The organism is Lysinibacillus sp. KU-BSD001 (assembly GCF_042920265.1).
GTDB lineage: Bacteria > Bacillota > Bacilli > Bacillales_A > Planococcaceae > Lysinibacillus_B.
Genome location: NZ_JBDQZI010000001.1, coordinates 44677 through 67725 on the forward strand (window position 1 = coordinate 44677; position 23049 = coordinate 67725).

Sequence of the window (23049 nt, forward strand, 5' to 3'; positions counted from 1 at the left end):
GAATTTGTAAAGGGAGGTTATTTGGATGAATTTTACATTTAAAAAGGAAGAGGAATTATTTCGCCAAGAGTTGCGTATATGGTTAGAGGAAAATCTTCCGGAAGGCTGGTTAGATGGCAAACGTGATTTACCGGAAGACGATCAGGAACGGAAATCATTTTTACGTGCCTGGCAGCGCAAGCTTTATGAGGGCAATTGGGCAGGTGTGCACTGGCCGAAAGAATATGGTGGACGTGGTGCTACACATATTCAAGAAGTCATTTATCAAGAGGAACTTGCGCGTGTGAAGGCTCCACCAGTACTTAATTTTATGGGGATTAATATGGTAGGACCAACACTAATGCAAATGGGTTCACCTGCACAAAAGGAGCGCTATATTGACAAAATTTTAAGTGGTGAAGAAATTTGGTGCCAAGGTTTTTCTGAGCCAAATGCAGGCTCCGATTTAGCAGGTATTCAAACACGCGCGGTTGAACGTGACGGTAAATGGTATATTACAGGGCAAAAAGTATGGACAACCTATGCGCATATGGCAGATAAATGCTTAATTTTAGCGCGTACACATAACGCTAGTAAACGCCATGAAGGGTTAACGGCCTTTTTAATCGATATGCATCAACCAGGGGTGGAAGTAAGACCGATTTATCAAATGAACGATGATCATGATTTTAATGAATTATTTTTACAAGAAGCCATAGCAGAAGGAGATGACATCGTTGCAGGTGTCGGCATGGGCTGGAAAGTTTCGATGGCACTACTAAGTCATGAGCGTGTAGGCGTAGCAAGTACCATTTTCCATTTAGAAAACTTATTTGAGGATTTAATTGCGGATATGAAGACACAAACATATCGTGGTAAGCCATTAATGGATGATTCGTATTTCGCACGAGATGTTACGAAATATTATATTCGTTTACGTGCAGCAGCATTGAACTACTACCGAAATTTAACAAAAACAATTGAGCAAGGCTATCCAGGTCCAGAGGGCTCCATTGATAAATTAGTCACAAGTGAGTTATCTAAGGCGATCACTGGCTTTGCTACAGCGATGCTAGGTCTTGTCGGATGCTTATGGAAGCAAGATCGTTCGACCATTGCAGACTGGGCGCATCAATATTTACAATCGTTCGGCTCAACGATTGCAGGTGGTACATCAGAAGTACTTAAAAATGTCATTGGTGAACATATTTTAGCGTTACCAAAAGATTTGCGATAGGGGGGAAGGAACATATGTATTTTGCATTAACGAAAGAACAAAAATTATTTCAAACATCTGTTCGAAAATATTTAACTTCCCAAGAAAAAACAACGGCTGCTCGTTTGTTTATGTCGGGTGATACAGTTCGTTATGAAAAAATTTGGTCCGGTTTATCAGAACTTGGGGCGATGGCTATCAATATTCCAGAAGCATATGGCGGGGCAGGGTTAGCACAAGTGGATCTTATTCCAGTGATGGAGGAAATCGGACGTGTGTTATTACCAGGTGTGTATGCGGAGACGGTGGCGTTTGCAACACCGGTCTTAACAAAATACGGGACAGAACAGCAAAAGAAAATGTATTTAGCGCAAATCGCAAATGGGCAAAAGAAGTTTTCCTTAGCCATTGCAGAACGAGGTGTCATGACATTTGTAGAAGAAGGGATTAGGCTTGAAGCAATAAAAGAAGGAAATCAGTACGTATTAAACGGCTCCAAAACATTTGTTATTGATGGCGATACAGTTGACGTATTACTCGTTGCTGCCAAAGTAGACGGTCAAACAACATTATTTCTCGTGGACCGAGAAGTGGCTACTTGGGAGGCACGTCGCTTACAAGTGATCGATGAAACAAAAGGTGTCACAGAAGTATATTTCAATCAATTAAAAGTTTCAGAGAGTGCTGTTATTGGACAGATTGGTCAAGGGTGGGACATTGTCGATGACGGCTTGCAAATATTGAATACTGTTATTGCCACAATCGGAATTGGTGGCATGGAGGAAGTTGTGGAGATGTGTGCAGAATATGCGAGAACACGTGAACAATTTGGGCACCCAATCGGTGTGTTCCAAGCGGTAAAGCATCGCATTGTGGATATGAAGGTAGAGCTTGAACTAGCGAAGTCCCTTGTTTATTATGCCAATTGGGCGATTTCAGAGCAAACAGCAGATGCGAAAATTGCTGTCGCAAGTGCTCGTGCATTTACGACGGATGCGTACATTGAGGTCGCGGCACATAATATTCAAATGCATGGTGGGATTGGTTTTACAACAGAAATTGACTGTCATTTATTCTTAAAGAGAGCACGTATGATGGAGAGTTATTTATGGTCTGTGCAAGATTGCTATGAAGTCATTATGAGCGAACAGGGGTGGAGAATTAATGAGGAAACAGCCAGACAATCCAAAGCTTTACAATCAAATGTTGCCACATAAAATAGATATTCCGAATGTACCAGTAGGAGCTGTATTAAAAGGCGCAGCAAAATACTACGGTGAGCGTACTGCCTATCTTTATAGAGGATTTGAGCTTTCCTATAGCAAGCTGTATGAGCAAGCATTGCGATTTGCAAATGGCTTAAAAAAGCGAGGGTATGGAAAGGGCGATGTCATTGCTGTACAAATGCAAAACTGCACGCAATACGTAGTCGCTTACTATGGCATTTTGTTAGCAGGGGCTACGTACACACCTGTTAATCCGATGCTACCGAAGGACGATTTAATCTTCCAAATGAAAGATAGTGGAGCAAAGGCAATTGTCACGTATGGTCCGTTACTATCACTCTGTTTAGATTTACCGTCGTTAACGAATATCGAGCTCGTTATCGTAACAGATGATGTAGAGGTTGAGTCGATTGAAAAAAGTATCGACGTATCAGCGTACGGTGATACAGTGATCAGCTTCAATCAAATGCTTCGTGACAATGAACCACAAGAGCTATGTATCGACATTAATGGTTATGAAGATATCGCTCATCTTGCTTATACAGGGGGGACAACAGGGCGTTCCAAAGGGGTCATTATTACACATAATAATTTGATTAGTAATATTTTGCAATCGGGTGCTTGGTCAGCGGCGGTACTGCCACAAGTGGATGACGATGGTGCGTTAACAGTAAAGCGGGTTGAAACGGATCCGGAAAAATATTTGAAGGAGTATCCAACATTGGTTGGGACAAATATCCGATTAAGTCCAGCACCATTTTCACATGGAGCAGGTGCAATGGGGGGAATGGTTTACTCGGTTTTATTTGGAGCAACAACAATTATTTTTGAACGCTTTATGCCAGAGGAGTTTTTACGCTTAATCGAGGAGCATCAAGTAACAGAAGTGTCCGGTGCACCTGCAATGTTTAACTTTCTATTATTCCATCCTGATATGGAAAAACGGGACTTCTCTTGTGTACGCACGATTAATTCAGGTGCTGCACCCATTGCGCCTGAAACGATGCAGCTGTTAATAAAATACTTCCCCAATGCAGTCGTAACGGAAGGCTATGGCTTAACAGAGGCAACCGCTAGTACAGTACAAAGCGTTGGATTTTATTCGGGCGAACGTAAGCTAGGGACTGTCGGGTTACCGATTTATAACACAGAGGTTAAATTAATGTCAGTCGATGGACCAGATCGTGAGGAAATTCAAATGCCAGGTGAACGTGGTGAAGTGATTATTCGTGGTCCACAAGTGATGAAGGGTTATTTAAATAATCCAGAGGCGACAGCTGAAACGCTTATCGATGGTTGGCTATACACCGGAGATATTGGTGTATTTGATGAAAGTGGCTTCTTATCGATTGTCGACCGTAAAAAAGACATGCTTATTTATAACGGTTACAATGTGTATCCGCGCTATATAGAAGAAATTTTATATGAACATCCAGCGGTTCAAGCAGCTGTTGTTATAGGTGTCGAAGACCCAAAGGTGGGCGAAAAACCAAAAGCATTTATTGTGTTACGACCAGGTGTGACGGCAAATGAAGAAGAAATTATGGAATTTGTCAATACAAAGGTTGTGCACTATTCCAAGGTACGAGAAGTAGAGTTTATCGACCAACTACCAATGACCGCGGCTGGGAAAATCTCGAAAGTTAAACTAGTAGAATTGGAAAAAACACGTTTGAAACAATAGACCAATAGGGGGTGAGGATGATGTTTGAAGCTGTAATTGTGGATGCTATTCGAACGCCAATGGGGAAAAGAGGTGGCCGTTTAGCAAATGAGCATCCAGTAGATTTACTCGGTTCGGTACTAAAAGCATTAGTCGAAAGGAATGAGCTTGATCCAGCGATTGTTGATGATGTCATCATTGGCTGTGTTGATCAAGTGGATGAACAATCATCGAACATTGCTCGGAATGCTTGGCTTGCAGCAGGGTTACCGATTACTGTACCAGGCGTCACGATTGATCGACAGTGCGGTTCGAGTTTACAAGCGGTTCATTTTGCTGCACAAGGGGTGATGTCTGGGAGCTATGATGTGGTCATTGCTGGTGGTATTGAATCAATGACGCGTGTGCCCATTGGAACTTCCGCTCGTGACGGAAAAACACCTATGACAGAAAGTTTGTTTCAACGCTTTGATTTACAAGGCTATGGCTTTAACCAATTTGGCGGCGCTGAAATGATTGCACATGAAATTGGTTTAACACGTGAGCAAATAGATGCATATAGTGTACGTTCCCATGAGCGTGCATATGAAGCACAGCAAAATGGCTATTTCGACAAAGAAATTATCCCTGTACAGGTAAAAGATGCAGAAGGTAATGTATCCGTATTTCATCTGGACGAGACGATTCGCCCAGATGCATCGATAGAAAAAATGACGAGCTTGCAGCCGGTGTATCCAGGGCTTCAAACGGTTACACCTGGCACATCGAGTCAAATTTCTGATGGAGCCAGCGCTGTGCTCATTATGAGTAAGGAGGCAGCGAAAAAATATGGGCTCCAACCACGCGCCGTATTTAAAGCCTTTTCAGTTGTCGGCTCTGACCCAGTTGCCATGCTAAAGGGGCCGGCGATTGCTACAGAAAAAGTATTACAAAAAGCCGGATTATCGAAAGAGGAGATCGATTTAGTTGAAATTAATGAAGCATTTGCCTCTGTCGTACTACGCTGGGAGCATGAAATCGGTATTCCACTGGAAAAAGTGAATGTCAATGGTGGTGCGATTGCTCTTGGGCATGCCCTCGGTTCAACTGGTACACGACTCGTAACGACACTGTTACATGAACTAGAACGCCGACAGTTACGTTATGGCCTCGTGACAATTTGCGAGGGACCAGGGATGGCAAACGGCTTAATTATAGAGCGAATGGAAGGGGGAAATAAAGCATGAACTTTGACAATAAAGCAATCATTATAACAGGTGGTGGATCAGGACTAGGAGAAGCAACGGCTCGTGCTGTGGCAGCTGCGGGTGGGTTCCCGGTCGTACTCGATTTAAATGCAGAAAAAGGGCAAGCAGTCGCAGAGGAGTTAAAAGGTACCTTCTTTCAAACGAATGTCGCAAAGGAAGAGGAAGTACAAACAGCGATTGATGGAGCGATAGAAACATACGGTGCGATTCATGGCGTTGTCAACTGTGCTGGACTTGGAACATCGACACGTGTCGTTGGAAAAAAAGGTGTATTCCCGTTAGATGAATTTAATTTTGTTGTACAGGTGAACTTAATCGGTACGTTTAATGTCATTCGTCTAGCTGCTGCTGCGATGGTTAATAATGAGCCAAATGAGCACGGTGAGCGTGGCGTCATTGTCAATACAGCATCTGTTGCAGCGTTTGATGGGCAAATCGGGCAAGCGGCGTATGCAGCCTCTAAAGCGGGTATTGTTGGCATGACATTACCAATTGCACGTGATTTAGCTAGCTACGGCGTACGGGTTATGACCATTGCACCAGGTATTTTTAACACACCGTTAATGGCTATGGCTCCACAAGAAGTAAAAGATGCGTTAGGGAAGCAAATTCCATTCCCTTCTCGTTTAGGTGAAGCCCCTGAATTTGCGCATCTTGTGCAATCCATTTTTGAAAATCCAATGTTAAATGGCGAAACGATTCGTTTAGATGGTGCGATTCGGATGGGCCCACGATAAGGAGGAGCTAATATGAAGTTAGAAACAATGACGGTTGAACAATTAGCGCATGGTGTGCAAGTGGTCACGATTAGTAACCCCCCTGCCAATACATTAAACTTAGCCATTCAACATGATTTATTACAACTGGTGGATGAAGCGAACCATAACCCGGCAATTCGTGCAATCATCTTTAAATCAGCCAATCCGAAAATTTTTATTGCCGGGGCAGATTTAGGGCAAATGAGCAATAGTACAGGTGAAGTGGATTATGCAGAAGGGGCAAAGCAACTCCAAGATATTTTCAATGCGCTAGAAGCTGTTCGTGTACCGACCATTGCAGCGATTAATGGACATGCACTTGGCGGTGGGTGTGAATTTGTATTAGCGTGTGATTTCCGCATTATGGGTAGCGGGACAATCGGCTTAACAGAATCCTCGCTAGGGTTATTGCCAGCTGCAGGTGGGACACAGCGCATGACGAAGCTTGTTGGTGGAGCAAAGGCACGTGAATTAATGTTTTTAAGTCAGCGTTTGAAAGCAGAGGAAGCGGCCGCGATTGGGCTTGTGACAAAAGCGGTTGCACCAGAAGAAGTAGAAACAGCAGCGATTGCACTGGCAACGACATTAGCACAAGGAGCAGTGGGTGCTTTAGGTTTAATTAAAGAATGCATTTTAGCAGCTGAGCTTCCGCTTGAGCAAGGGTTACAAGTAGAGCGCGAAGCATTTGCGAAAACATTTGCAACAGGTGAGCCAACGGAAGGGATGAGAGCATTCTTCGAAAAGCGCCCACCGAATTTTATTAAGCAAGTGACAACATAAATCACTGTGGCAGGTTCTTTCTAGAGCCTGCCTGTTTGCACTTTAAGTAAAGGCTGCGTACTTTGCCCGAGCGGAAAGTAACGGCTAATGAACTAGCAATATATGTTTAATAATTTGCTCATTGTAAGTTAAACAAGGGGGGAGAATGCGTATGTTATTACAAGGGTTAAAAGTATTAGATTTTTCATTATTGCTACCAGGACCGTTTGCAACAATGATGTTAGCGGATTTGGGGGCGGAAGTTGTACATGTCACAAAACCAGCAGAAGAGCCTGTTTGGGTTGTAGACGAATATTTACAACGCTCCAAAAAATCAATCGCCGTAGATTTAAAAGATCCAGAGATGATTGCCTCTTTAAAAGCGTTAGTGAAAGACTATGATATTGTCGTTGAGCAATTTCGACCAGGCGTCATGGAGCGGCTTGGACTTGGGTATGAAGAGCTAAAAAAGATTCATCCAGGGCTTATTTATTGCTCAATTACAGGATATGGACAAACAGGACCTTTTAAGAATCGTGGAGGTCATGATATTAACTATGTCTCGCTTGCGGGAATTCAAGGGTATTCGGGTACACAAGCGGAGGGGCCTGCTCAAATCGGGATTCAAATGGCAGATATAGCAGGTGGGTCGCTGCATGCTGTCGTTGGGATTTTAGCAGCGGTTATTTACCGTACACGCACAGGGGAAGGGCAGCATCTCGATATTAGTATGACGGACTGTGCGTTAGCATTAAATGCATTATCGGCACCCGAATACTTAGTGAGTGGTCAACCTCTAGAACGTGAGCGCCTCATGTTGAACGGCGGCACGTTTTATGGGTATTATGAAACAAAGGATGGTCGCCATTTATCAGTAGGAAGTCTTGAGCCGAAATTTAGACAGCAACTCTGTATGGCGATTGGGCGTGAAGATTTACTCCCATTAGCGATGAGCTTTAAGCCAAAAGATGCGATTGCTTTGAAAGCACAACTGCAGCTTATTTTTAAAGAGAAAACATTGGAGGAATGGACGTCCATTTTTACGCACGTAGATGCTTGTGTAGAACCGGTACTCACATTTGAAGAGACGGTGGAGCACCCGTTATTTTCAGCTCGTGAAATGTATGTGGAAGTAGCAAAAACAGATGGGACAACACAAAAACAAATTGCTTGCCCGATTAAGTCCAATATCTTTAGGCCGATTTACACTACCGCTGGGGTAGCAGCAGGCACGCATAATGAGGAGATACTTGGATCGCCTGCAAAATAGATAGGGGATGGAACTAGTGTCAAACGTCATAACAATTGGAACAAAGGCGGTATATCCTATTATTTTTGAAGTGGATTACGGTCAAATGAAAAGCATCAATTGCTATTTATATCAACAGGGAGAAAGCTTAACATTAATCGATGCAGGTATTGATTTACCAGCTTTCCGTGAATTTTTTGAGCAAAAGCTAAAAGAGTATGGCTTTACAATCGATGATATTGATCAAATTTTATTGACCCATCATCATGGGGATCATATTGGGCTAGTCAATCATATTGTAAAGCAAAAGCAAGTACCGCTATATGCACATCATGTAGCCATTGAACGTTTGCAGTTAACAGAGGCGTATCAATTGCGGAAGCGTCAGTTTTTTCACCAGTTGTACGAGGAATACGCTAGCTTAGAGTTAGCAGGTCCACGCCTCAAAAAGATGGAACAAACATACCAAAACACCGAAGCGTTGAAAATTAATGCACCGATTATTGCCTTTTCTGACGGGGATACAGTTTGCGGTCTCCAAGTCATGGAAGTGCCAGGTCACTCGCCCGATTCCGTGTTATTTTATGACAGCGAAACAAAATGGTTATTTGTTGGGGATTTAGTATTATATACAGGAACGACCAATGCATTGATTGACCATGATGAGCAGTTGAATTTATTGCCAACGGTGATGCAATATAGACAGTCGCTTGAAAAATGCCTACAACTTGATACAAGTGTGATTTATGCAGGACACCAACAATCGTTTTCGAATTTATCGGAAATCGTAGAGAAAAATTTACAGCGCATTGATTTTAAGCTAGCACGTATTGTACGCAAGGTAGCAGAGGGACATAAAACAGCCCTTGATTTAGCGAAGGCGATTTACGGTGATCGAATGAAACGTGAATTTCCACTGATCATGTCTGAAATTATTGGTTATGTCACATATGCTGAAATGCAAGGGATGGTTGAAAAAAAGAACAATGATGGGCAATGGGAGTTTTTCGTGCAGTCATAAAAAAGTATAAGACATGTGATAACTGTCGTTCGATTGTTAAAGTACAATCGAAGGCAGTTTTTCTACTTGATGCATAAATACTGTCAATAATTTGTCAAAAACAATAGACAGAAAATTTCGTAAGTCGTAAAATGAAACTCATAGATAGAGAGGGGGCTATGAACATGAGAGTGATTCGCACAATTGCCCAAATCTTCATTTTATGGGTTTTTTATTATATTGGTGTACTAATTGTCGAGTGGACGGGGATTTTTATTCCACCGAGTATTGTCGGTCTTGTTCTATTATGGGGATTACTCATGCTAAATGTGATTAATGTCAAATACATTCAAGATGGTGCTGGCTTTTTAATTGCTTTTTTAACATTATTTTTTATTCCGTCTACGGTTGGAGTCGTGGAATACCCTGAATTACTAACGGTATCAGGACTTTTACTCGTTTTAGCGGTCTTTTTAAGTACCGTGATTACTATTATTATAGCGGGAAAAGTGAGTCAGTTTATCGAACAGAAGGAGCAGGCGGTAAGGGAGGAAGCAGAGCATGCTGGCATTACTCATCATCATTAGTACAATTATATTATTTATGATCCTTCAAAAAATCTATGTAAAAGTAAATCATCCGTTTTTCTTACCGTTATTATCGACGACGTTTATTACGGCCATTATTTTAGTTGGGTTTAATATTCCCTATAGCACATATATGCAAGGTGGGGAGTGGATTCAAAAAATGCTAGGGCCCGCTGTTGTTGCGTTAGCCTATCCGCTATATAACCAGCGTGCGCTAGTTTATAAATATAAATATTCGATTGTATCCAGTTTAGTAGTAGCAATGCTATCTGGCCTTAGTAGTGTATATGTTTTGTTGAAACTGTTTAAAGCGAGTGATGCGTTTATGTTGACGGCTTTGCCAAAATCGTTAACAACACCAGTCGCAATGCAGGTGAGTAGTTCGATTGGAGGTATTGCGCCATTAACGGCAGTACTTGTAATGGTGGCGGGGTTTACAGGAGCTATTTTTGGACCTTTTCTATATAAAATTGCCCATATTGATACAGCAATTAGTCGCGGGGTATCAATGGGTAGTGCAAGTCATGGCGTAGGAATTTCAAAATTAAAAGAATATGGTGAGGAAGATTTATCGATTGGTTCACTCTCTATGGGACTCAGTGCAGTATTAGGGGCATTTATTTGTCCGGTATTTGCCATGCTAATTATGTAAGTAGAGAGAAGTAGTCAGCTAATCTTGTTTTTTGTTGAAGCGAGTAAATTAGAAACGTATGTGATTGCAGGTGATGAAAGCCACTCTTTTTACCCATAAAAAAACTTGAGGGCAACGTACCCTCAAGTTTTTTAGAAAATTGCGCGACGTTCTTTAATGACGCGGATATTTTGTAATGTTGCATCTTCCGGTCCCTGTACTGGCAGACCTGCTTCTATATTCATTTGAATATATTTAATATTATCTTCTGTAATCACTTCGCCAGGAATGAAAATTGGGATTCCTGGTGGGTACACCATAATGAATTCAGCTGAAATGCGATCATGCGCTTCTGACAGCGGAATGACTTCTGTCTCTGCATAAAATGCATCACGTGGAGACATCGCAAGTGCTGGAATTTCAGGTGCTTTTACATTCGGTATCTTAATGGTTGCCTCTGAGTCAAATGCTTGCGACATGCGCACTAAAGCATTCACCAGGAGATTCATTTCCTTTTTCGTATCACCAAGTGTCACTAAACATAGGATATTATATAAATCTGATAACTCGACTTCGATATTAGCGTTTTGGCGTAACCATTCTTCTGCAGTATGCCCTGTAATCCCTAAATCTTTTACGCTAATCAATAGCTTGCAAGGGTCCATATCAAATGTTGCAGAAGAGTGAAGCTTTTCACGACCAACACATGTTAAATGTGGAATGGCATTAATTCGTTTTCGCGTATCCTTTGCCAAACGAATAGCATCATCAATTAAATCGTGTCCATGTACAGCTAATTGGCGACGTGCGCAATCTAAAGAGGCTAGTAATGGGTACGATGTTGATGTTGTTGTGAGCATCGAAAAGATCGACTGTGCACGTTTAGCAGACACACGTCCTTCACGTATATTTAAGATGGATGTCCCTGTCATGGAGCCACCTAGTTTGTGCACACTTGTGGCTGCCATATCAGCACCTGCTTGCATGGCTGATAATGGAAGCTCGTCATGGAATTTAATGTGTACACCATGTGCCTCATCGACAATAACAGGAATATCATGGGCATGTACGATTTCAACGATGCGTTTTAAATCAGCAGCAAAGCCAAAATACGTTGGGTTAATGACTAAAACAGCTTTTGCATCTGGGTATTTTTGTAATGCTTTTTCTACTGATTCTGGTGAAATTCCATGAGAAATACCTAACTCAGAATCTACGTCAGGATGAATGAAAATCGGAATTGCACCTGCAAATACAATTGCCGACATAATCGATTTATGAACATTCCGTGGTACTAAAATTTTATCACCTGGGCCGACGACGGTCAGAACCATCGTCTGAATTGCGCCACTAGTACCTTGAACGGAAAAAAATGTATGATCAGCACCAAAAGCTTCTGCAGCAAGGGCTTGTGCTTGCTTAATCGCTGCTTTAGGTGAATGTAAATCATCTAGCGGAGCAATATTGATTAAATCAATTGATAAAACGTTGTCGCCGACGAACTCTCGAAACGCCGGGTCCATACCGGAACCTTTCTTATGGCCTGGAATATGGAACTGAATTGGATGTCTGTTTCGATGCTTGAGTAAAACGTCGAACAATGGAGTCTCTAACTGTGACAACGCAGGTACCACCTCACTTAAATTAAATTTTTTAAAAACAAATGAATTATAGCACCTATTGCATCATGTGACTATATGTAAAGTTAGAAAATTCGTCGTATTTAATAGCGAATAAAAAAATTTAAAAGAAAAAGGGGTCATTTTAATGAATTGGGAGACACGTATAACAAAATTATTAAAAATAAAATATCCAATTATTCAGGGTGGACTTGCATACTTAGCGTATGCCGACTTAGCTGCAGCTGTATCCAATGCAGGTGGACTTGGTCAAATTACAGCAATGAGTTTACCATCGCCAGAAGCGCTAAGAGAAGAAATTGAAAAAGTACGTACGTTAACGGATAAGCCATTTGGGGTGAACTTTGCCATTGGTATGTATGGTAAAGGGTACGAGCCGATGGTTGAAGTTGCAAAAGAAATGAATGTACCCGTTGTGACAATGACAGGAGGTAATCCAGCCCCTATTTTCGATATTTTGGAGGGGAGTGATTGTAAAAAGCTCGTCTTAGTCGCCGCACGTCGTCAAGCACAAAAAGCAGAAGAGTTAGGTGCCGATGCGGTGATGGTCGTTGGGCAAGAAGGAGGAGGGCATCTAGGACGTGATGATGTGGGGACGATGGTACTTGTACCACAAGTAGTAGATAGTGTATCGATTCCGGTTATCGCCTCTGGAGGGATTGGCGATGGGCGTGGCTGGATGGCCGCACATGCGCTTGGTGCAGAAGGGATTGAAATGGGTACACGATTTATTGCGACAAAGGAATGTGTGCATGCATCTGATGTGTACAAGCAAGCGTTATTAAACAGTGCAGAAACGGATACGACGGTGATCAAGCGTTCAATTGGTGCACCAGCAAGGGCACTTCGGAATGATTTTACGGAGCAAATTTTAAAAATTGAAAGTGAAACACCAACGTATGAGGCATTGAAAGATTATATTAGTGGCAAAGCAAATAGACGCTATATTTATGATGGCGATAGAGCACAAGGGTTTGGCTGGGCTGGTCAAGTAACGGGCATGATTCATGATATTCCAAGCGCAGAGGAACTCATCGAGCGAATGGTTGTACAGGCTACAGAAATCCGTTTAAAATGGGGGCAGTAATACAGAAAAGCCATTATCGATCTATAAGGGGAAATGGCTAGAAAGAACAACGAAGGTAGGTTACAGCATGGAATATTCGTATCCATTATCAACGGATTGGACAACGCAAGAAATGGTAGACGTTGTACACTTTTTTGAGGCAATCGAAGCAGCGCATGAAAAGGGTATTAAGCGTGAAGTATTTATGGCGAGGTATCGCCGTTTTAAAGAAATTGTTCCGTCGCAAGCAGAGGAGAAAACGATTTTCCGTGAATTTGAGCAAGCGAGTGGCTATGTGGGGTATAAAGCGGTAAAAATGGCTAAAGAATCAGCAGACGGACAAATCATTCGTCTATAAAGACAAAAGGTGTAGTAATCGTGAGGGACGATTACTACACCTTTTTATGTGAATTGCTTAAATATTATTTTTCTAAAAGTCTATATACGTGATGCAACTAGAGTAGCGAGTGCATACACTGTATCAAAGCTATCGCCAGGGAATTCTGCTACTGCAAATGGGACGCCTAATTCGTGACATAATTGTTGGCACTGCTCACCAATCTCAAAGTAAGATTCAACATCGGCAGTGAGTGATAGTAATTCACATGTGACAAAGCCAGTGCTACCTGAAGCGTGTAGTACACGAATTTTATCTTTTACATCTGGCTCTAGCCAATTTGCTTTCCCACCAGAAGAACGATACGTAAGGTGGAAGTTATGAATATTCGCTTTAGTAGCAATTGCTGTTGCTAGCTCTGTAAATTGCTTCACATAGATCGCATTGCGTTCTGGATCAATCGGTTGACTATGCACAGTAAATAAGATGTGCGCATTATCCTGTGCTGCAAGTGGTAACCAATGCAATGCACGTGTTACACGTTCAGTATAAACATTTACAATCCCTTCATCTGTATGCCAATCTGTAATAGCGATATGTTTTATATTGTTTTGTGCAACTAAATTGGCTACTTCTTGATGCACTGCGCCACCACCAGAGGCAGAGAAAATCAGGTTAATGGGTAATGTAACGATTGTCGTTACACCGTCATTGAGTGCCTGTTTTACAGCATCCTGCACGAATGGTGTGGTATGTTTATAGGCATTATAAACTTTTACAGGCTCCTCCAGCTGGCTATTTAGTAAAGTTTCTAAACCTTTAGCAATCCGTTGGGTAGAAGAGGCAATGAAATCCGGGAATCCAGACTTTTTAAATGATGCCTCAATTTGTTCCATCATCGGTGTTGGAACAGGCTTGCCATTGAGAATATGGCTAAAATATGTACGAACATCATCGATTGATGTTGGTGCACCATATGCATAATAAATGATACCAATCATGTGTTGTATACTCCTTTCAACTCATAGTATATAAAATATCATTTAAATTGTGCATTTAAATGATAATCATTTTCAATTTTTTTAAAAAAATAATTAACAGATATGTCATGATTCCACACATCTGTTAATAAAATAATTATTTTCTAACAAAAATATTGTAAATTAACAGTAAATCATCGAATGTTTTTTTTGTGAATTGCATAAACTCATCAGAAGAAAGGTTAATTGCATCGTCAGCTGCGATATGTCGACCTACTAATAGTTCACCTTTTTTTACATCGCGCAAGCGTATAATAAGTGTCTCAAGTTTTTCACTACGTGCTTCCCCTAATTTTATAGCATCTGGGGACATATGATCACCTGAAATAATGTAATCATCACTTAATTGATTAAATGCATCGATATTTTGCAATAAGCGTTCGGCCATCTCAGTTTTTTGAGGTGCTTCGTAAATAATAGCGGTCACAATAAATAAATGACTATTCCACAAACCGATTTGAAAATGCGGCAATGCTTTGTAGCCTCGTTTATAAGGGGCAAAAGCTACCCAAGAATCTTTTGGAGGATTGACAGTTCGACGTGCATGCTTGGCAACGTGATGAAAAAATTCATCTCCAGTTTTAGTACTTAAATAATTGGAAAAGATTTCACCTAGTGTATGGAATTTAGGACGAACGATAGTAGTCAATGCTTCCATGCGCTCATCTAAACCATTTATTTGAAAAACATTAAAATCCTCCGTCGTCCACTGTACATTGTTCAAAATTAATAACTCCTTTCGATTTTTTAGGTTTATTTTAATAAGTTTTTGGGAAAAAATCATATAACACACACTTTCCATAATGTCAAAAAGTGTTGCAAAAAAATGCTAAGGAAGTGATGGAAAATGAAACAGATGATTAAAATTATACGCAAAGTTGATATTGAAAAGCAATATGAGCAAATTTTGCGTCTAGAGCTGGATTATGAGCTCGCATCTTTGTATGTTGCGATGAAGGATCAAGACAATGTAGAGATGGAAAAGGCTAAAAAGCGGTTAAAGGAAATTCATGAGGAATTAGAAGGTCTCCATGCATATGCATAGCAAAAAATTCATACCAAACTAAAAAATCACTTGCTGAGTGTTCGGACAGCAAGTGATTTTTTGTTATACTAAACATATAGTGCAAATTTACATTCATTCATTATATAGATGAAAATAGGGAAGAGGAAGGTGGTTATACAGTGGATTTAAAGCGATTAGATGCATTTGCAAAAGGGATTATTTTCGAAGCGGGAAAACGGATACGAGAATCATTTACATATGATTTAGAAGTTGAAACAAAATCGAATGCGAATGATTTAGTAACAAATATTGATCGTGAAACAGAGCTTTTTTTTATTGAACAAATTCATGCATTTGACCCGTCACATAAAATTATTGGAGAAGAAGGGATGGGGGAAAGACCCGACTCTCTAGCAGGGGTTGTTTGGATTATCGACCCAATCGATGGCACGATGAACTTTGTTAAGCAACATCGCCATTTTATGATTACGGTTGGGATTTACATTGATGGTATTGGAAAACTTGGGTACATATTCGATGTAATGCGTGAGGATTTATTTTATGCGATTGCAGGGGAAGGCGCTTGGTACAATGATTCACCGATGCGTAAGCTGCAACCATTAAAAATTGAAGAAGCCGTGATTGGGATTAATGCGAGTTGGGTAACACCAAATCCTAAGATCAATCATGAAAAATTAATCGAGCTCATTCGAACAGTACGTGGTACGCGTTCATATGGCTCGGCTGCAATGGAAATTGCCTTTGTGGTGAGCGGTAAACTAGATGGGTATATTTCGATGCGGCTAGCTCCTTGGGATATTGCGGGTGGCATCATTATTGCACAAGAAGTTGGCGCAATCGCAACGAATTTAGAGGGGAATGGTTTTGATTTAATGCAATCTGATACGTTTATCATTGCCAATCCGTCTATTCATCAACTCATACTAGAAAACTATATCGAACAGAAATAAAGAAAGCCACCAAATGTGTAAATTTGGTGGCTTTTGTCAATTATAAAAGACCTGCTTGTACGAACTTTTTCTTTTGTTTCATACCCATTATAAAGATCACACACGTGACGATAATGCAAGCGATAATCCCAATCATGCCAGCCGTATCGTATTTATCTGTTCCAGCCATAAATACAAAAGATACGGAGAAGCCGATGCCAATCATCGAAAGCATCGCTGCGAGTGCGTAAATAAACATGACAAGTTTTGCTTTATTCATGAGAAATCCTCCTCTAAAGATACTATATTAAGAGAACAATGTTCAATTTCCAAAAAGACATTTGTGTCTACATATGCTATAATAGCACAGTTAAACAACTGAAAAAAGAATATGGAGTGGAATAATGACAAATTTACGTCAAGATTTACGTAACATTGCAATTATCGCGCACGTTGACCATGGGAAAACGACGCTAGTAGACCAATTATTAAAACAATCAGGAACATTCCGTTCGAACGAACAAGTAGAAGAACGTGCAATGGACTCAAATGATATCGAACGTGAGCGCGGTATTACGATTTTAGCAAAAAATACAGCTGTTAACTATAACGGCACACGTATTAACATTTTAGATACACCAGGACACGCGGACTTCGGTGGAGAAGTAGAGCGTATCCTTAAAATGGTAGACGGCGTTTTACTAGTAGTAGACGCTTATGAAGGCTGTATGCCACAAACGCGCTTTGTATTAAAGAAAGCACTAGAGCAAAATTTAACGCCAATCGTTGTAGTGAATAAAGTCGATAAAGACTCAGCTCGTCCAGAAGAAGTAGTAGACGAAGTGTTAGAGTTATTAATTGAACTAGATGCAAATGACGATCAATTAGACTTCCCTGTTGTGTATGCTTCAGGTGTGAATGGGACGGCTTCATTAGATTCAAACCCAGCAAATCAAGAAGAAAACATGCAGTGCTTATTTGAGCAAATCATTGAGCATATTCCAGCGCCAGCGGATAATTCAGATGAGCCATTACAATTCCAAGTAGCATTACTTGATTATAATGACTTCGTTGGTCGTATCGGTATCGGCCGTGTATTCCGTGGGACGATTTCTGTTGGTCAGCAAGTAGCGTTAATGAAGCTTGATGGCACAGTGAAAAACTTCCGTGTAACGAAAATTTTCGGCTTCTTCGGTTTAAAACGTGAGGAAGTACAAACAGCCAAAGCGGGTGACTTAATCGCCGTTTCGGGTATGGAAGACATTAATGTAGGAGAAACAGTTTGTCCTGCTGAGCACCAAGAAGCGCTACCGCCATTACGTATTGATGAACCAACATTACAAATGACATTTTTAGTCAATAACTCACCATTTGCTGGGCGTGAAGGGAAATGGGTAACATCTTCTAAAATTGAAGAGCGTTTACGTGCACAACTTCAGACGGACGTATCACTTCGCGTTGAAGATACAGATTCACCGGATGCTTGGACAGTATCAGGTCGTGGTGAATTACACTTATCGATTCTAATCGAAAACATGCGTCGTGAAGGCTTTGAGTTACAAGTGTCGAAACCACAAGTAATTATTAAAGAAGTAGATGGCGTAAAATGTGAACCAATCGAACGTGTACAAGTGGATGTACCAGAAGATTGCGTAGGTTCTATTATTGAGTCACTTGGTACACGTAAAGGTGAAATGTTAGACATGGTTAACAATGGTAACGGGCAAGTACGTATTATTTTCAACGTACCAGCGCGTGGCTTAATTGGTTACTCAACAGAGTTCATGTCGTTAACAAAAGGTTTCGGTATCATTAACCATACGTTTGATTCGTACCAACCAGTTGTAGCAGGTAAAGTGGGAGGCCGTCACCAAGGTGTACTTGTATCAATGGAGAACGGTAAATCAACAACTTATGGTATGATGGGTGTGGAAGACCGTGGTACACTATTTGTGGAACCAGGTACAGAAGTTTACGAAGGGATGATCGTTGGTGAAAATACACGTGAAAACGACATCACAGTAAACATTACAAAACAAAAGCAAAAAACAAATATTCGTTCTGCGAATAAAGACCAAACAAACGTGATTAAAAAACCTCGTCTAATGACACTTGAAGAAGCGTTAGAATATTTAAGTGATGATGAGTACTTAGAGGTAACACCAGAGTCAATTCGTTTACGTAAACAAATTTTAGATAAAAACGAACGTGAACGTATTGCGAAAAAGAAAAAATACGCTGAAATGGAGCAGTAAAAGCGTATCAAAAGAAAGGATGAAGGATGTTGTTGAATTTAGCACTAAACTTTATTCAAGCATCTGCACCTACTGATGAAATAACGCAAGTTTATAGTAGAATGTCTGGTATTACGCGCTATATTTATGAAAATTTAGCGGCGGTAGATGCGTCAGGTGCGGTTGATTATACGATTCCAGGTTATATTACGTTAGCGCTTATATTTGTCTTATCAGCGATTGTATATAAACTAGGCTTCGCAAAAACATTACCGTTATGGCAAAATGCTATTATTTATATATTCCTATTTTTAGGATGTATTATGCTGACATTCTTCGCCTTTTTCCTCCCAATGGTGGAAGGGTTAATTGTTGCAGCGTTGATCTTAATCGTCTATAAATCGCGCTTATGGCGTGAGAAACGTGAAGAGCAAAAAGCTGTAGCAAAATAATTCAAAAAGCTCGAATCTCCTATCTTAAAGGAGATTCGAGCTTTTTTAGTAGCTTATGATAGAGCGTGGATTTTATAAAGATAAAAATATTCTAATAAACATACATTTCCTAAAATGCGACAGGTGAAATAGATTTCTATCAAGGCACCCTTTTAGGCGATTTTGCATAACCTACTCTAGATAAAAGACCCTATTATTTAGAGGAGGATAGTCGTGAAAAGATTCGTGAAATCTGGTTTTGTTGTGATGTTCACATTGATGTTACTTCTCGTTCTGTCAGCGTGCGGCGAGAAAGAACTGCAAGATGTGAAAGTTGGTGAGGTTACGCGCTCTATTTTTTATGCCCCTCAATATGTAGCAATTGAAAAAGGCTTTTTTGAAGAAGAAGGCTTGAATGTCGAGTTAACGACAATCCCTGGTGGCGATAAGACGATGACGGCTTTACTATCTGATGGCATCGATATCGCCCTTGTAGGCTCGGAAACATCGATTTATGTAACGGCGCAAGGGGCGAATGATCCGATTAAAAACTTTGCACAGCTTACGCAAACAGACGGGACATTTTTAGTAGCGCGTGAGAAAATAGAAAACTTTTCTTGGGAGATGTTAAAAGATTCTACTTTCTTAGGGCAGCGTAAAGGCGGTATGCCACAAATGGCGGGCGAATTCGTCTTAAAGAAACATGGCATTGACCCACACAATGACCTTGAACTGATTCAAAATGTAGATTTTGCTAATATTGCCTCTGCTTTTGCATCAGGTACGGGTGATTATGTTCAATTATTTGAACCAACAGCAAGTGTGTTTGAGAAAGAAGGAAGAGGGCATATTGTAGCGTCGTTCGGTACAGAATCCGGTCATTTACCATATACAACATTTATGACGAAAGCGAGCTTGATTGATAGTGATCCTGAAACGGTCGAGAAATTTACAAGAGCAATTAAAAAAGCCCAAGACTGGGTGTATGAAAATAGCGCGGAAGATGTAGCGAAAGCGATTCAACCATTCTTTGAGGATACAGATGTAGAGTTGATTGCAACGGTTGTAGAACGTTATAGAGCCCAAGAATCCTATGCAAAAGATCCAATTTTAGATGAAGGAGAATGGAATAATTTGCAAGACGTTATGGAAGAAGCGGGCGAGTTGCCAAGACGGATGGATTACAATGAGCTGGTGGATACTTCCTTTGCAGAGAAAGTAACGAAGTAATATGGAGTTTTTAACAGTTAACAATGTACATCATACGTATTTTTCAACTGAAACGGCGACAGAAGCATTACAAAATATTCACTTATCCATTCAAAAAGGTGAATTTATCTCTTTTTTAGGGCCTAGTGGATGCGGGAAGACGACGCTTTTATCGATTATTGCCGGTTTATTCCCTCCAACAACGGGAACGGTTTTAATTGAAGAACAACCCGTTTACGAAAATAATCACTTGTCAATCGGCTATATGTTGCAACAAGATTATTTATTCCCTTGGAAAACGATTGAAGAAAATATTGCATTAGGACTCACGCTTTTAAATAAAGAACAAGAACAAATACAAGAAATTACGTCCCGCTTATTAAAAATGATCGGCCTACCGCATATCAGGAAAAAATTTCCTCGAGAGCTTTCTGGTGGCATGAGGCAGCGGGTAGCATTAGCTAGAACGTTAGCAGTGGATCCGAAAATATTGCTATTAGATGAACCTTTTTCGGCACTTGACTATCAATCAAAATTAAAATTAGAAGATTTAGTGTCCGAAATGTTGAAGGCATTTGGCAAAACGGCTATCCTCGTCACACATGATATTGGTGAAGCGATTGCGATGAGTGATCGGATTTTTATCTTTTCAGCTCGTCCAGGAAGAGTATATAAAACATTTGAAGTACCGGAAGAGTTAAAACGTTTAACAACATTTAAAGCTCGTGCCCATCCAACCTACTCTACGCTATTCCAAATGATTTGGAAGGAGCTTGAAAGTCTTGAACACGGAAACACTTCACAATGAATATAAAAAATCATTAATAAAAGAAAAGCGATTGATTCGTTTTTTTCAACTTGTAATATTAATTGGTTTTATCGGTCTATGGGAGCTCGCTTCTAGATGGCAGTGGATTGATCAGCTCATTTTTAGTTCACCATTAAAAATTGGGGCATTATTTATCGATAAGATTTCCGATGGTACTTTATTTGCCCATATTGGTATTACATTATTTGAAACCGTATTGGGTTTTATTATCGGTACACTGCTCGGCACGATATTAGCAGCTATTCTTTGGTGGTCATCTTTTTTATCGAAAGTGCTAGATCCATATCTTGTCATACTCAATGCGATGCCAAAAGTAGCGCTAGGCCCTATTTTAATCGTAGCACTAGGACCGGGTATGACATCGATTATTACAATGGGGGCTATTATTTCCGTCATTATCTCAACGATTGTTATTTATACAGCTTTTAAAGGGGTAGACGGAAATTATTTGAAGGTGCTGCAAACGTTTAATGCAAGCAGGCTGCAAATGTTCAAAGAAGCCGTTCTACCTGCATCCTTTCCGACAATTATTTCAACATTAAAGGTAAATGTTGGGCTATCTTGGGTAGGGGTCATCGTTGGGGAATTTCTTGTCTCGAAACAGGGACTTGGTTATTTAATTATTTACGGCTTCCAAGTATTCAATTTCAATCTTGTCTTAATGTCACTTGTGATCATCGCTATTTTTGCAACAATTATGTATCAAGTGGTAGAGCTACTAGAAAAGAAATTAGTGAAGAATGGGTGAAGAAACCCTTGAGCATGCTCAAGGGTTTTTCGTATTTAAAATTCTTCATCAATCTTTGAAGAGGTGCGGTAAAATTTGAATTTGCCTGTTGCAATGCGTTGTTCTGTTTTTTCCGCAATTCGTTCGCTACATGGCTCACACATATACGTATGAATGGGCCGATTTCGTAATTTTTTTGCTAAAGGCAAATCATCTGATAGCTGGTGGATTGAATCACAAATGACGCATTTGACGCGCATGCTATTCCTCCTTATTGAACACGAATCGCGATAACCTCTTTAATAGGGTTGTCAACGTTTGAACCATCATCAAATAATAAGTGAACCGGACCACCATCTGTAATCGGTTTGCCATCTTGACTAAATTTGAAAATGATTGTTTTTGCTTCTTCAATGGAGAAGACATGTTCCTCCCCATTGGCGCATTCAAATACAATTTGTGTCGCTTCTGGTTTAATTTCTGCATTTTTTAGGAAAGGGCTAATTGCCATGCCAAATGTCCCTGTGAGCATCCCTTTACGGTCAAATTTACGTTCTGTTTTTAAGGTTGGCGGGAAAACAGCACCTTCCATAATTTCACGTGACCAGTGTGCACCAACATCGGCTAAATATTTTTCTTCTGTATTATCAGGTGCTTTTTCTGTGACAAAATAAGTTGTTAAATCAAGGCGGCGGTCATCAAAAATCCAAACGGTTGGATCCAGTGTTAGCGAATATGTAACCGCGCCTTTAATAGGAATGATTGAGTTCATCAAAAATCCTCCTTTTATAATATATCCTCATACAGTATAACGCCTTTTTTATAAAATAAGAAACATTTAAATGAAGTTTGCGTCTATATGCAAAGACACTTGCATTTTTATCCTTGAAAAGATAAACTTTATTAAGATAGAGTCGAAGAAATATCAGATAATGGGGGCGTCCTCATGGATACTAAATCACAAGCTTCCTTCCAGGAGAAAGCATTAGAGCAGTTACAAACAGATGCAGGTAAAATTGCTCGTTTAATTAAAGTACAAATGGATAATTTAACGATGCCACAATGTCCTTTATACGAAGAAGTGTTAGATACACAAATGTTTGGCTTATCGCGTGAAATTGACTTTGCCGTAAAGGTAGGTCTTATTGAGCGTGAACAAGGCAAGGACATTCTTGATGCTTTGGAAAAAGAGTTATCCTTACTGCATGATGCATATACAGACAAATAATAGAAAAAACTCAAACGCATGCGTAATGCGGTTTGAG

26 protein-coding genes are annotated in these 23049 nt (G+C 40.4%); 20 read left to right on the forward strand and 6 right to left on the reverse strand.

From position 1 onward, the window contains the following. Positions 1–25 precede the first annotated feature (25 nt). From AAGS61_RS00210 to AAGS61_RS00255, 10 genes are all read left to right on the forward strand, one after another. Positions 26–1216: an acyl-CoA dehydrogenase family protein gene (locus AAGS61_RS00210; protein WP_391366264.1), complete on the forward strand. Its 1191-nt coding sequence runs from the start codon at positions 26–28 to the stop codon at positions 1214–1216. Positions 1217–1230: 14 nt separating this feature from the next. Next, positions 1231–2412, forward strand: coding sequence for an acyl-CoA dehydrogenase family protein (locus AAGS61_RS00215; protein ID WP_391366265.1), 1182 nt, complete (start codon positions 1231–1233; stop codon positions 2410–2412). Then, a complete protein-coding gene (locus AAGS61_RS00220; RefSeq protein ID WP_391366266.1) occupies positions 2360–4105 on the forward strand; it encodes a class I adenylate-forming enzyme family protein in 1746 nt (581 codons plus the stop codon). The genes AAGS61_RS00215 and AAGS61_RS00220 overlap by 53 nt, the downstream gene beginning before the upstream one ends. A 20-nt stretch (positions 4106–4125) precedes the next feature. Next, on the forward strand, positions 4126–5310 hold the full coding sequence (locus AAGS61_RS00225; RefSeq protein ID WP_391366267.1) for a thiolase family protein: 1185 nt from the start codon (positions 4126–4128) through the stop codon (positions 5308–5310). Beyond that, a complete protein-coding gene (locus AAGS61_RS00230) occupies positions 5307–6068 on the forward strand; it encodes a 3-hydroxyacyl-CoA dehydrogenase (protein ID WP_391366268.1) in 762 nt (253 codons plus the stop codon). The genes AAGS61_RS00225 and AAGS61_RS00230 overlap by 4 nt, the downstream gene beginning before the upstream one ends. A gap of 12 nt (positions 6069–6080) precedes the next feature. Further along, positions 6081–6869 (forward strand): enoyl-CoA hydratase/isomerase family protein, encoded by a 789-nt coding sequence (locus AAGS61_RS00235; RefSeq protein WP_391366269.1) that lies wholly within the window; start codon positions 6081–6083, stop codon positions 6867–6869. A 145-nt stretch (positions 6870–7014) separates the two neighbouring features. Beyond that, entirely contained in the window at positions 7015–8118 is a 1104-nt protein-coding gene (locus tag AAGS61_RS00240) for a CaiB/BaiF CoA transferase family protein (RefSeq protein WP_391366270.1), read from the forward strand. Positions 8119–8134: 16 nt separating this feature from the next. Further along, positions 8135–9118 carry an MBL fold metallo-hydrolase gene (locus tag AAGS61_RS00245; protein ID WP_391366271.1) on the forward strand — a complete coding sequence of 328 codons (984 nt, stop codon included), beginning with the start codon at positions 8135–8137 and terminating at the stop codon, positions 9116–9118. Positions 9119–9282: 164 nt separating this feature from the next. Next, complete coding sequence (locus AAGS61_RS00250; protein WP_391366272.1) at positions 9283–9684, forward strand: CidA/LrgA family protein; 402 nt, start codon at positions 9283–9285, stop codon at positions 9682–9684. Next, positions 9659–10336 carry an LrgB family protein gene (locus AAGS61_RS00255; RefSeq protein WP_391366273.1) on the forward strand — a complete coding sequence of 226 codons (678 nt, stop codon included), beginning with the start codon at positions 9659–9661 and terminating at the stop codon, positions 10334–10336. The genes AAGS61_RS00250 and AAGS61_RS00255 overlap by 26 nt, the downstream gene beginning before the upstream one ends. A gap of 131 nt (positions 10337–10467) precedes the next feature. On the opposite strand, the gene AAGS61_RS00260 is transcribed toward AAGS61_RS00255, so the two are convergent. Next, a complete protein-coding gene (locus tag AAGS61_RS00260) occupies positions 10468–11937 on the reverse strand; it encodes an aminotransferase class I/II-fold pyridoxal phosphate-dependent enzyme (protein WP_391366274.1) in 1470 nt (489 codons plus the stop codon). 145 nt (positions 11938–12082) lie between these two features. On the opposite strand from AAGS61_RS00260, the gene AAGS61_RS00265 reads away from it, so the two are divergent. Both AAGS61_RS00265 and AAGS61_RS00270 read left to right on the forward strand, forming a co-directional pair. After that, a complete protein-coding gene (locus AAGS61_RS00265; RefSeq protein WP_391366275.1) occupies positions 12083–13042 on the forward strand; it encodes an NAD(P)H-dependent flavin oxidoreductase in 960 nt (319 codons plus the stop codon). Between the two features lie 67 nt (positions 13043–13109). Further along, entirely contained in the window at positions 13110–13379 is a 270-nt protein-coding gene (locus AAGS61_RS00270) for a UPF0223 family protein (RefSeq protein ID WP_391366276.1), read from the forward strand. Between the two features lie 80 nt (positions 13380–13459). On the opposite strand, the gene AAGS61_RS00275 is transcribed toward AAGS61_RS00270, so the two are convergent. Together AAGS61_RS00275 and AAGS61_RS00280 are read right to left on the reverse strand one after the other, a co-directional pair. Continuing rightward, positions 13460–14359 (reverse strand): ferrochelatase, encoded by a 900-nt coding sequence (locus AAGS61_RS00275; protein ID WP_391366277.1) that lies wholly within the window; start codon positions 14357–14359, stop codon positions 13460–13462. 136 nt (positions 14360–14495) lie between these two features. After that, positions 14496–15122 carry a YktB family protein gene (locus tag AAGS61_RS00280; protein ID WP_391366278.1) on the reverse strand — a complete coding sequence of 209 codons (627 nt, stop codon included), beginning with the start codon at positions 15120–15122 and terminating at the stop codon, positions 14496–14498. A 123-nt stretch (positions 15123–15245) separates the two neighbouring features. Between AAGS61_RS00280 and AAGS61_RS00285 the strand changes: the two genes are divergently transcribed. Then, entirely contained in the window at positions 15246–15443 is a 198-nt protein-coding gene (locus tag AAGS61_RS00285; RefSeq protein ID WP_391366279.1) for a hypothetical protein, read from the forward strand. Between the two features lie 140 nt (positions 15444–15583). Continuing rightward, positions 15584–16375: an inositol monophosphatase family protein gene (locus AAGS61_RS00290; protein WP_391366280.1), complete on the forward strand. Its 792-nt coding sequence runs from the start codon at positions 15584–15586 to the stop codon at positions 16373–16375. 40 nt (positions 16376–16415) lie between these two features. Here AAGS61_RS00290 and AAGS61_RS00295 read toward each other — a convergent pair whose 3' ends face one another. Beyond that, entirely contained in the window at positions 16416–16634 is a 219-nt protein-coding gene (locus AAGS61_RS00295) for a hypothetical protein (protein ID WP_391366281.1), read from the reverse strand. A 124-nt stretch (positions 16635–16758) separates the two neighbouring features. Here AAGS61_RS00295 and typA point away from each other — a divergent pair, with 124 nt between their 5' ends. The 5 genes from typA to AAGS61_RS00320 all read left to right on the forward strand — a co-directional run bounded on the left by typA (position 16759) and on the right by AAGS61_RS00320 (position 21805). Further along, on the forward strand, positions 16759–18609 hold the full coding sequence (typA, locus tag AAGS61_RS00300) for a translational GTPase TypA (protein ID WP_391366282.1): 1851 nt from the start codon (positions 16759–16761) through the stop codon (positions 18607–18609). A 26-nt stretch (positions 18610–18635) separates the two neighbouring features. Continuing rightward, positions 18636–19040, forward strand: a complete 405-nt coding sequence (locus tag AAGS61_RS00305; RefSeq protein WP_391366283.1) for a YlaH-like family protein — start codon at positions 18636–18638, stop codon at positions 19038–19040. A gap of 246 nt (positions 19041–19286) precedes the next feature. Then, positions 19287–20249, forward strand: a complete 963-nt coding sequence (locus AAGS61_RS00310) for an ABC transporter substrate-binding protein (protein ID WP_391367274.1) — start codon at positions 19287–19289, stop codon at positions 20247–20249. Between the two features lies 1 nt (position 20250). Continuing rightward, entirely contained in the window at positions 20251–21036 is a 786-nt protein-coding gene (locus AAGS61_RS00315; RefSeq protein WP_391366284.1) for an ABC transporter ATP-binding protein, read from the forward strand. Next, positions 21002–21805 carry an ABC transporter permease gene (locus AAGS61_RS00320; RefSeq protein WP_391366285.1) on the forward strand — a complete coding sequence of 268 codons (804 nt, stop codon included), beginning with the start codon at positions 21002–21004 and terminating at the stop codon, positions 21803–21805. Before AAGS61_RS00315 ends, AAGS61_RS00320 begins: the two co-directional genes overlap by 35 nt. 35 nt (positions 21806–21840) lie before the next feature. Here AAGS61_RS00320 and AAGS61_RS00325 read toward each other — a convergent pair whose 3' ends face one another. Next, entirely contained in the window at positions 21841–22044 is a 204-nt protein-coding gene (locus AAGS61_RS00325) for a YlaI family protein (RefSeq protein WP_391366286.1), read from the reverse strand. An 11-nt stretch (positions 22045–22055) separates the two neighbouring features. Beyond that, positions 22056–22556: a peptidyl-prolyl cis-trans isomerase gene (locus tag AAGS61_RS00330; protein ID WP_391366287.1), complete on the reverse strand. Its 501-nt coding sequence runs from the start codon at positions 22554–22556 to the stop codon at positions 22056–22058. Positions 22557–22730: 174 nt separating this feature from the next. On the opposite strand from AAGS61_RS00330, the gene AAGS61_RS00335 reads away from it, so the two are divergent. After that, positions 22731–23012 (forward strand): DUF1507 family protein, encoded by a 282-nt coding sequence (locus tag AAGS61_RS00335; RefSeq protein WP_391366288.1) that lies wholly within the window; start codon positions 22731–22733, stop codon positions 23010–23012. Positions 23013–23049: the final 37 nt, after the last annotated feature.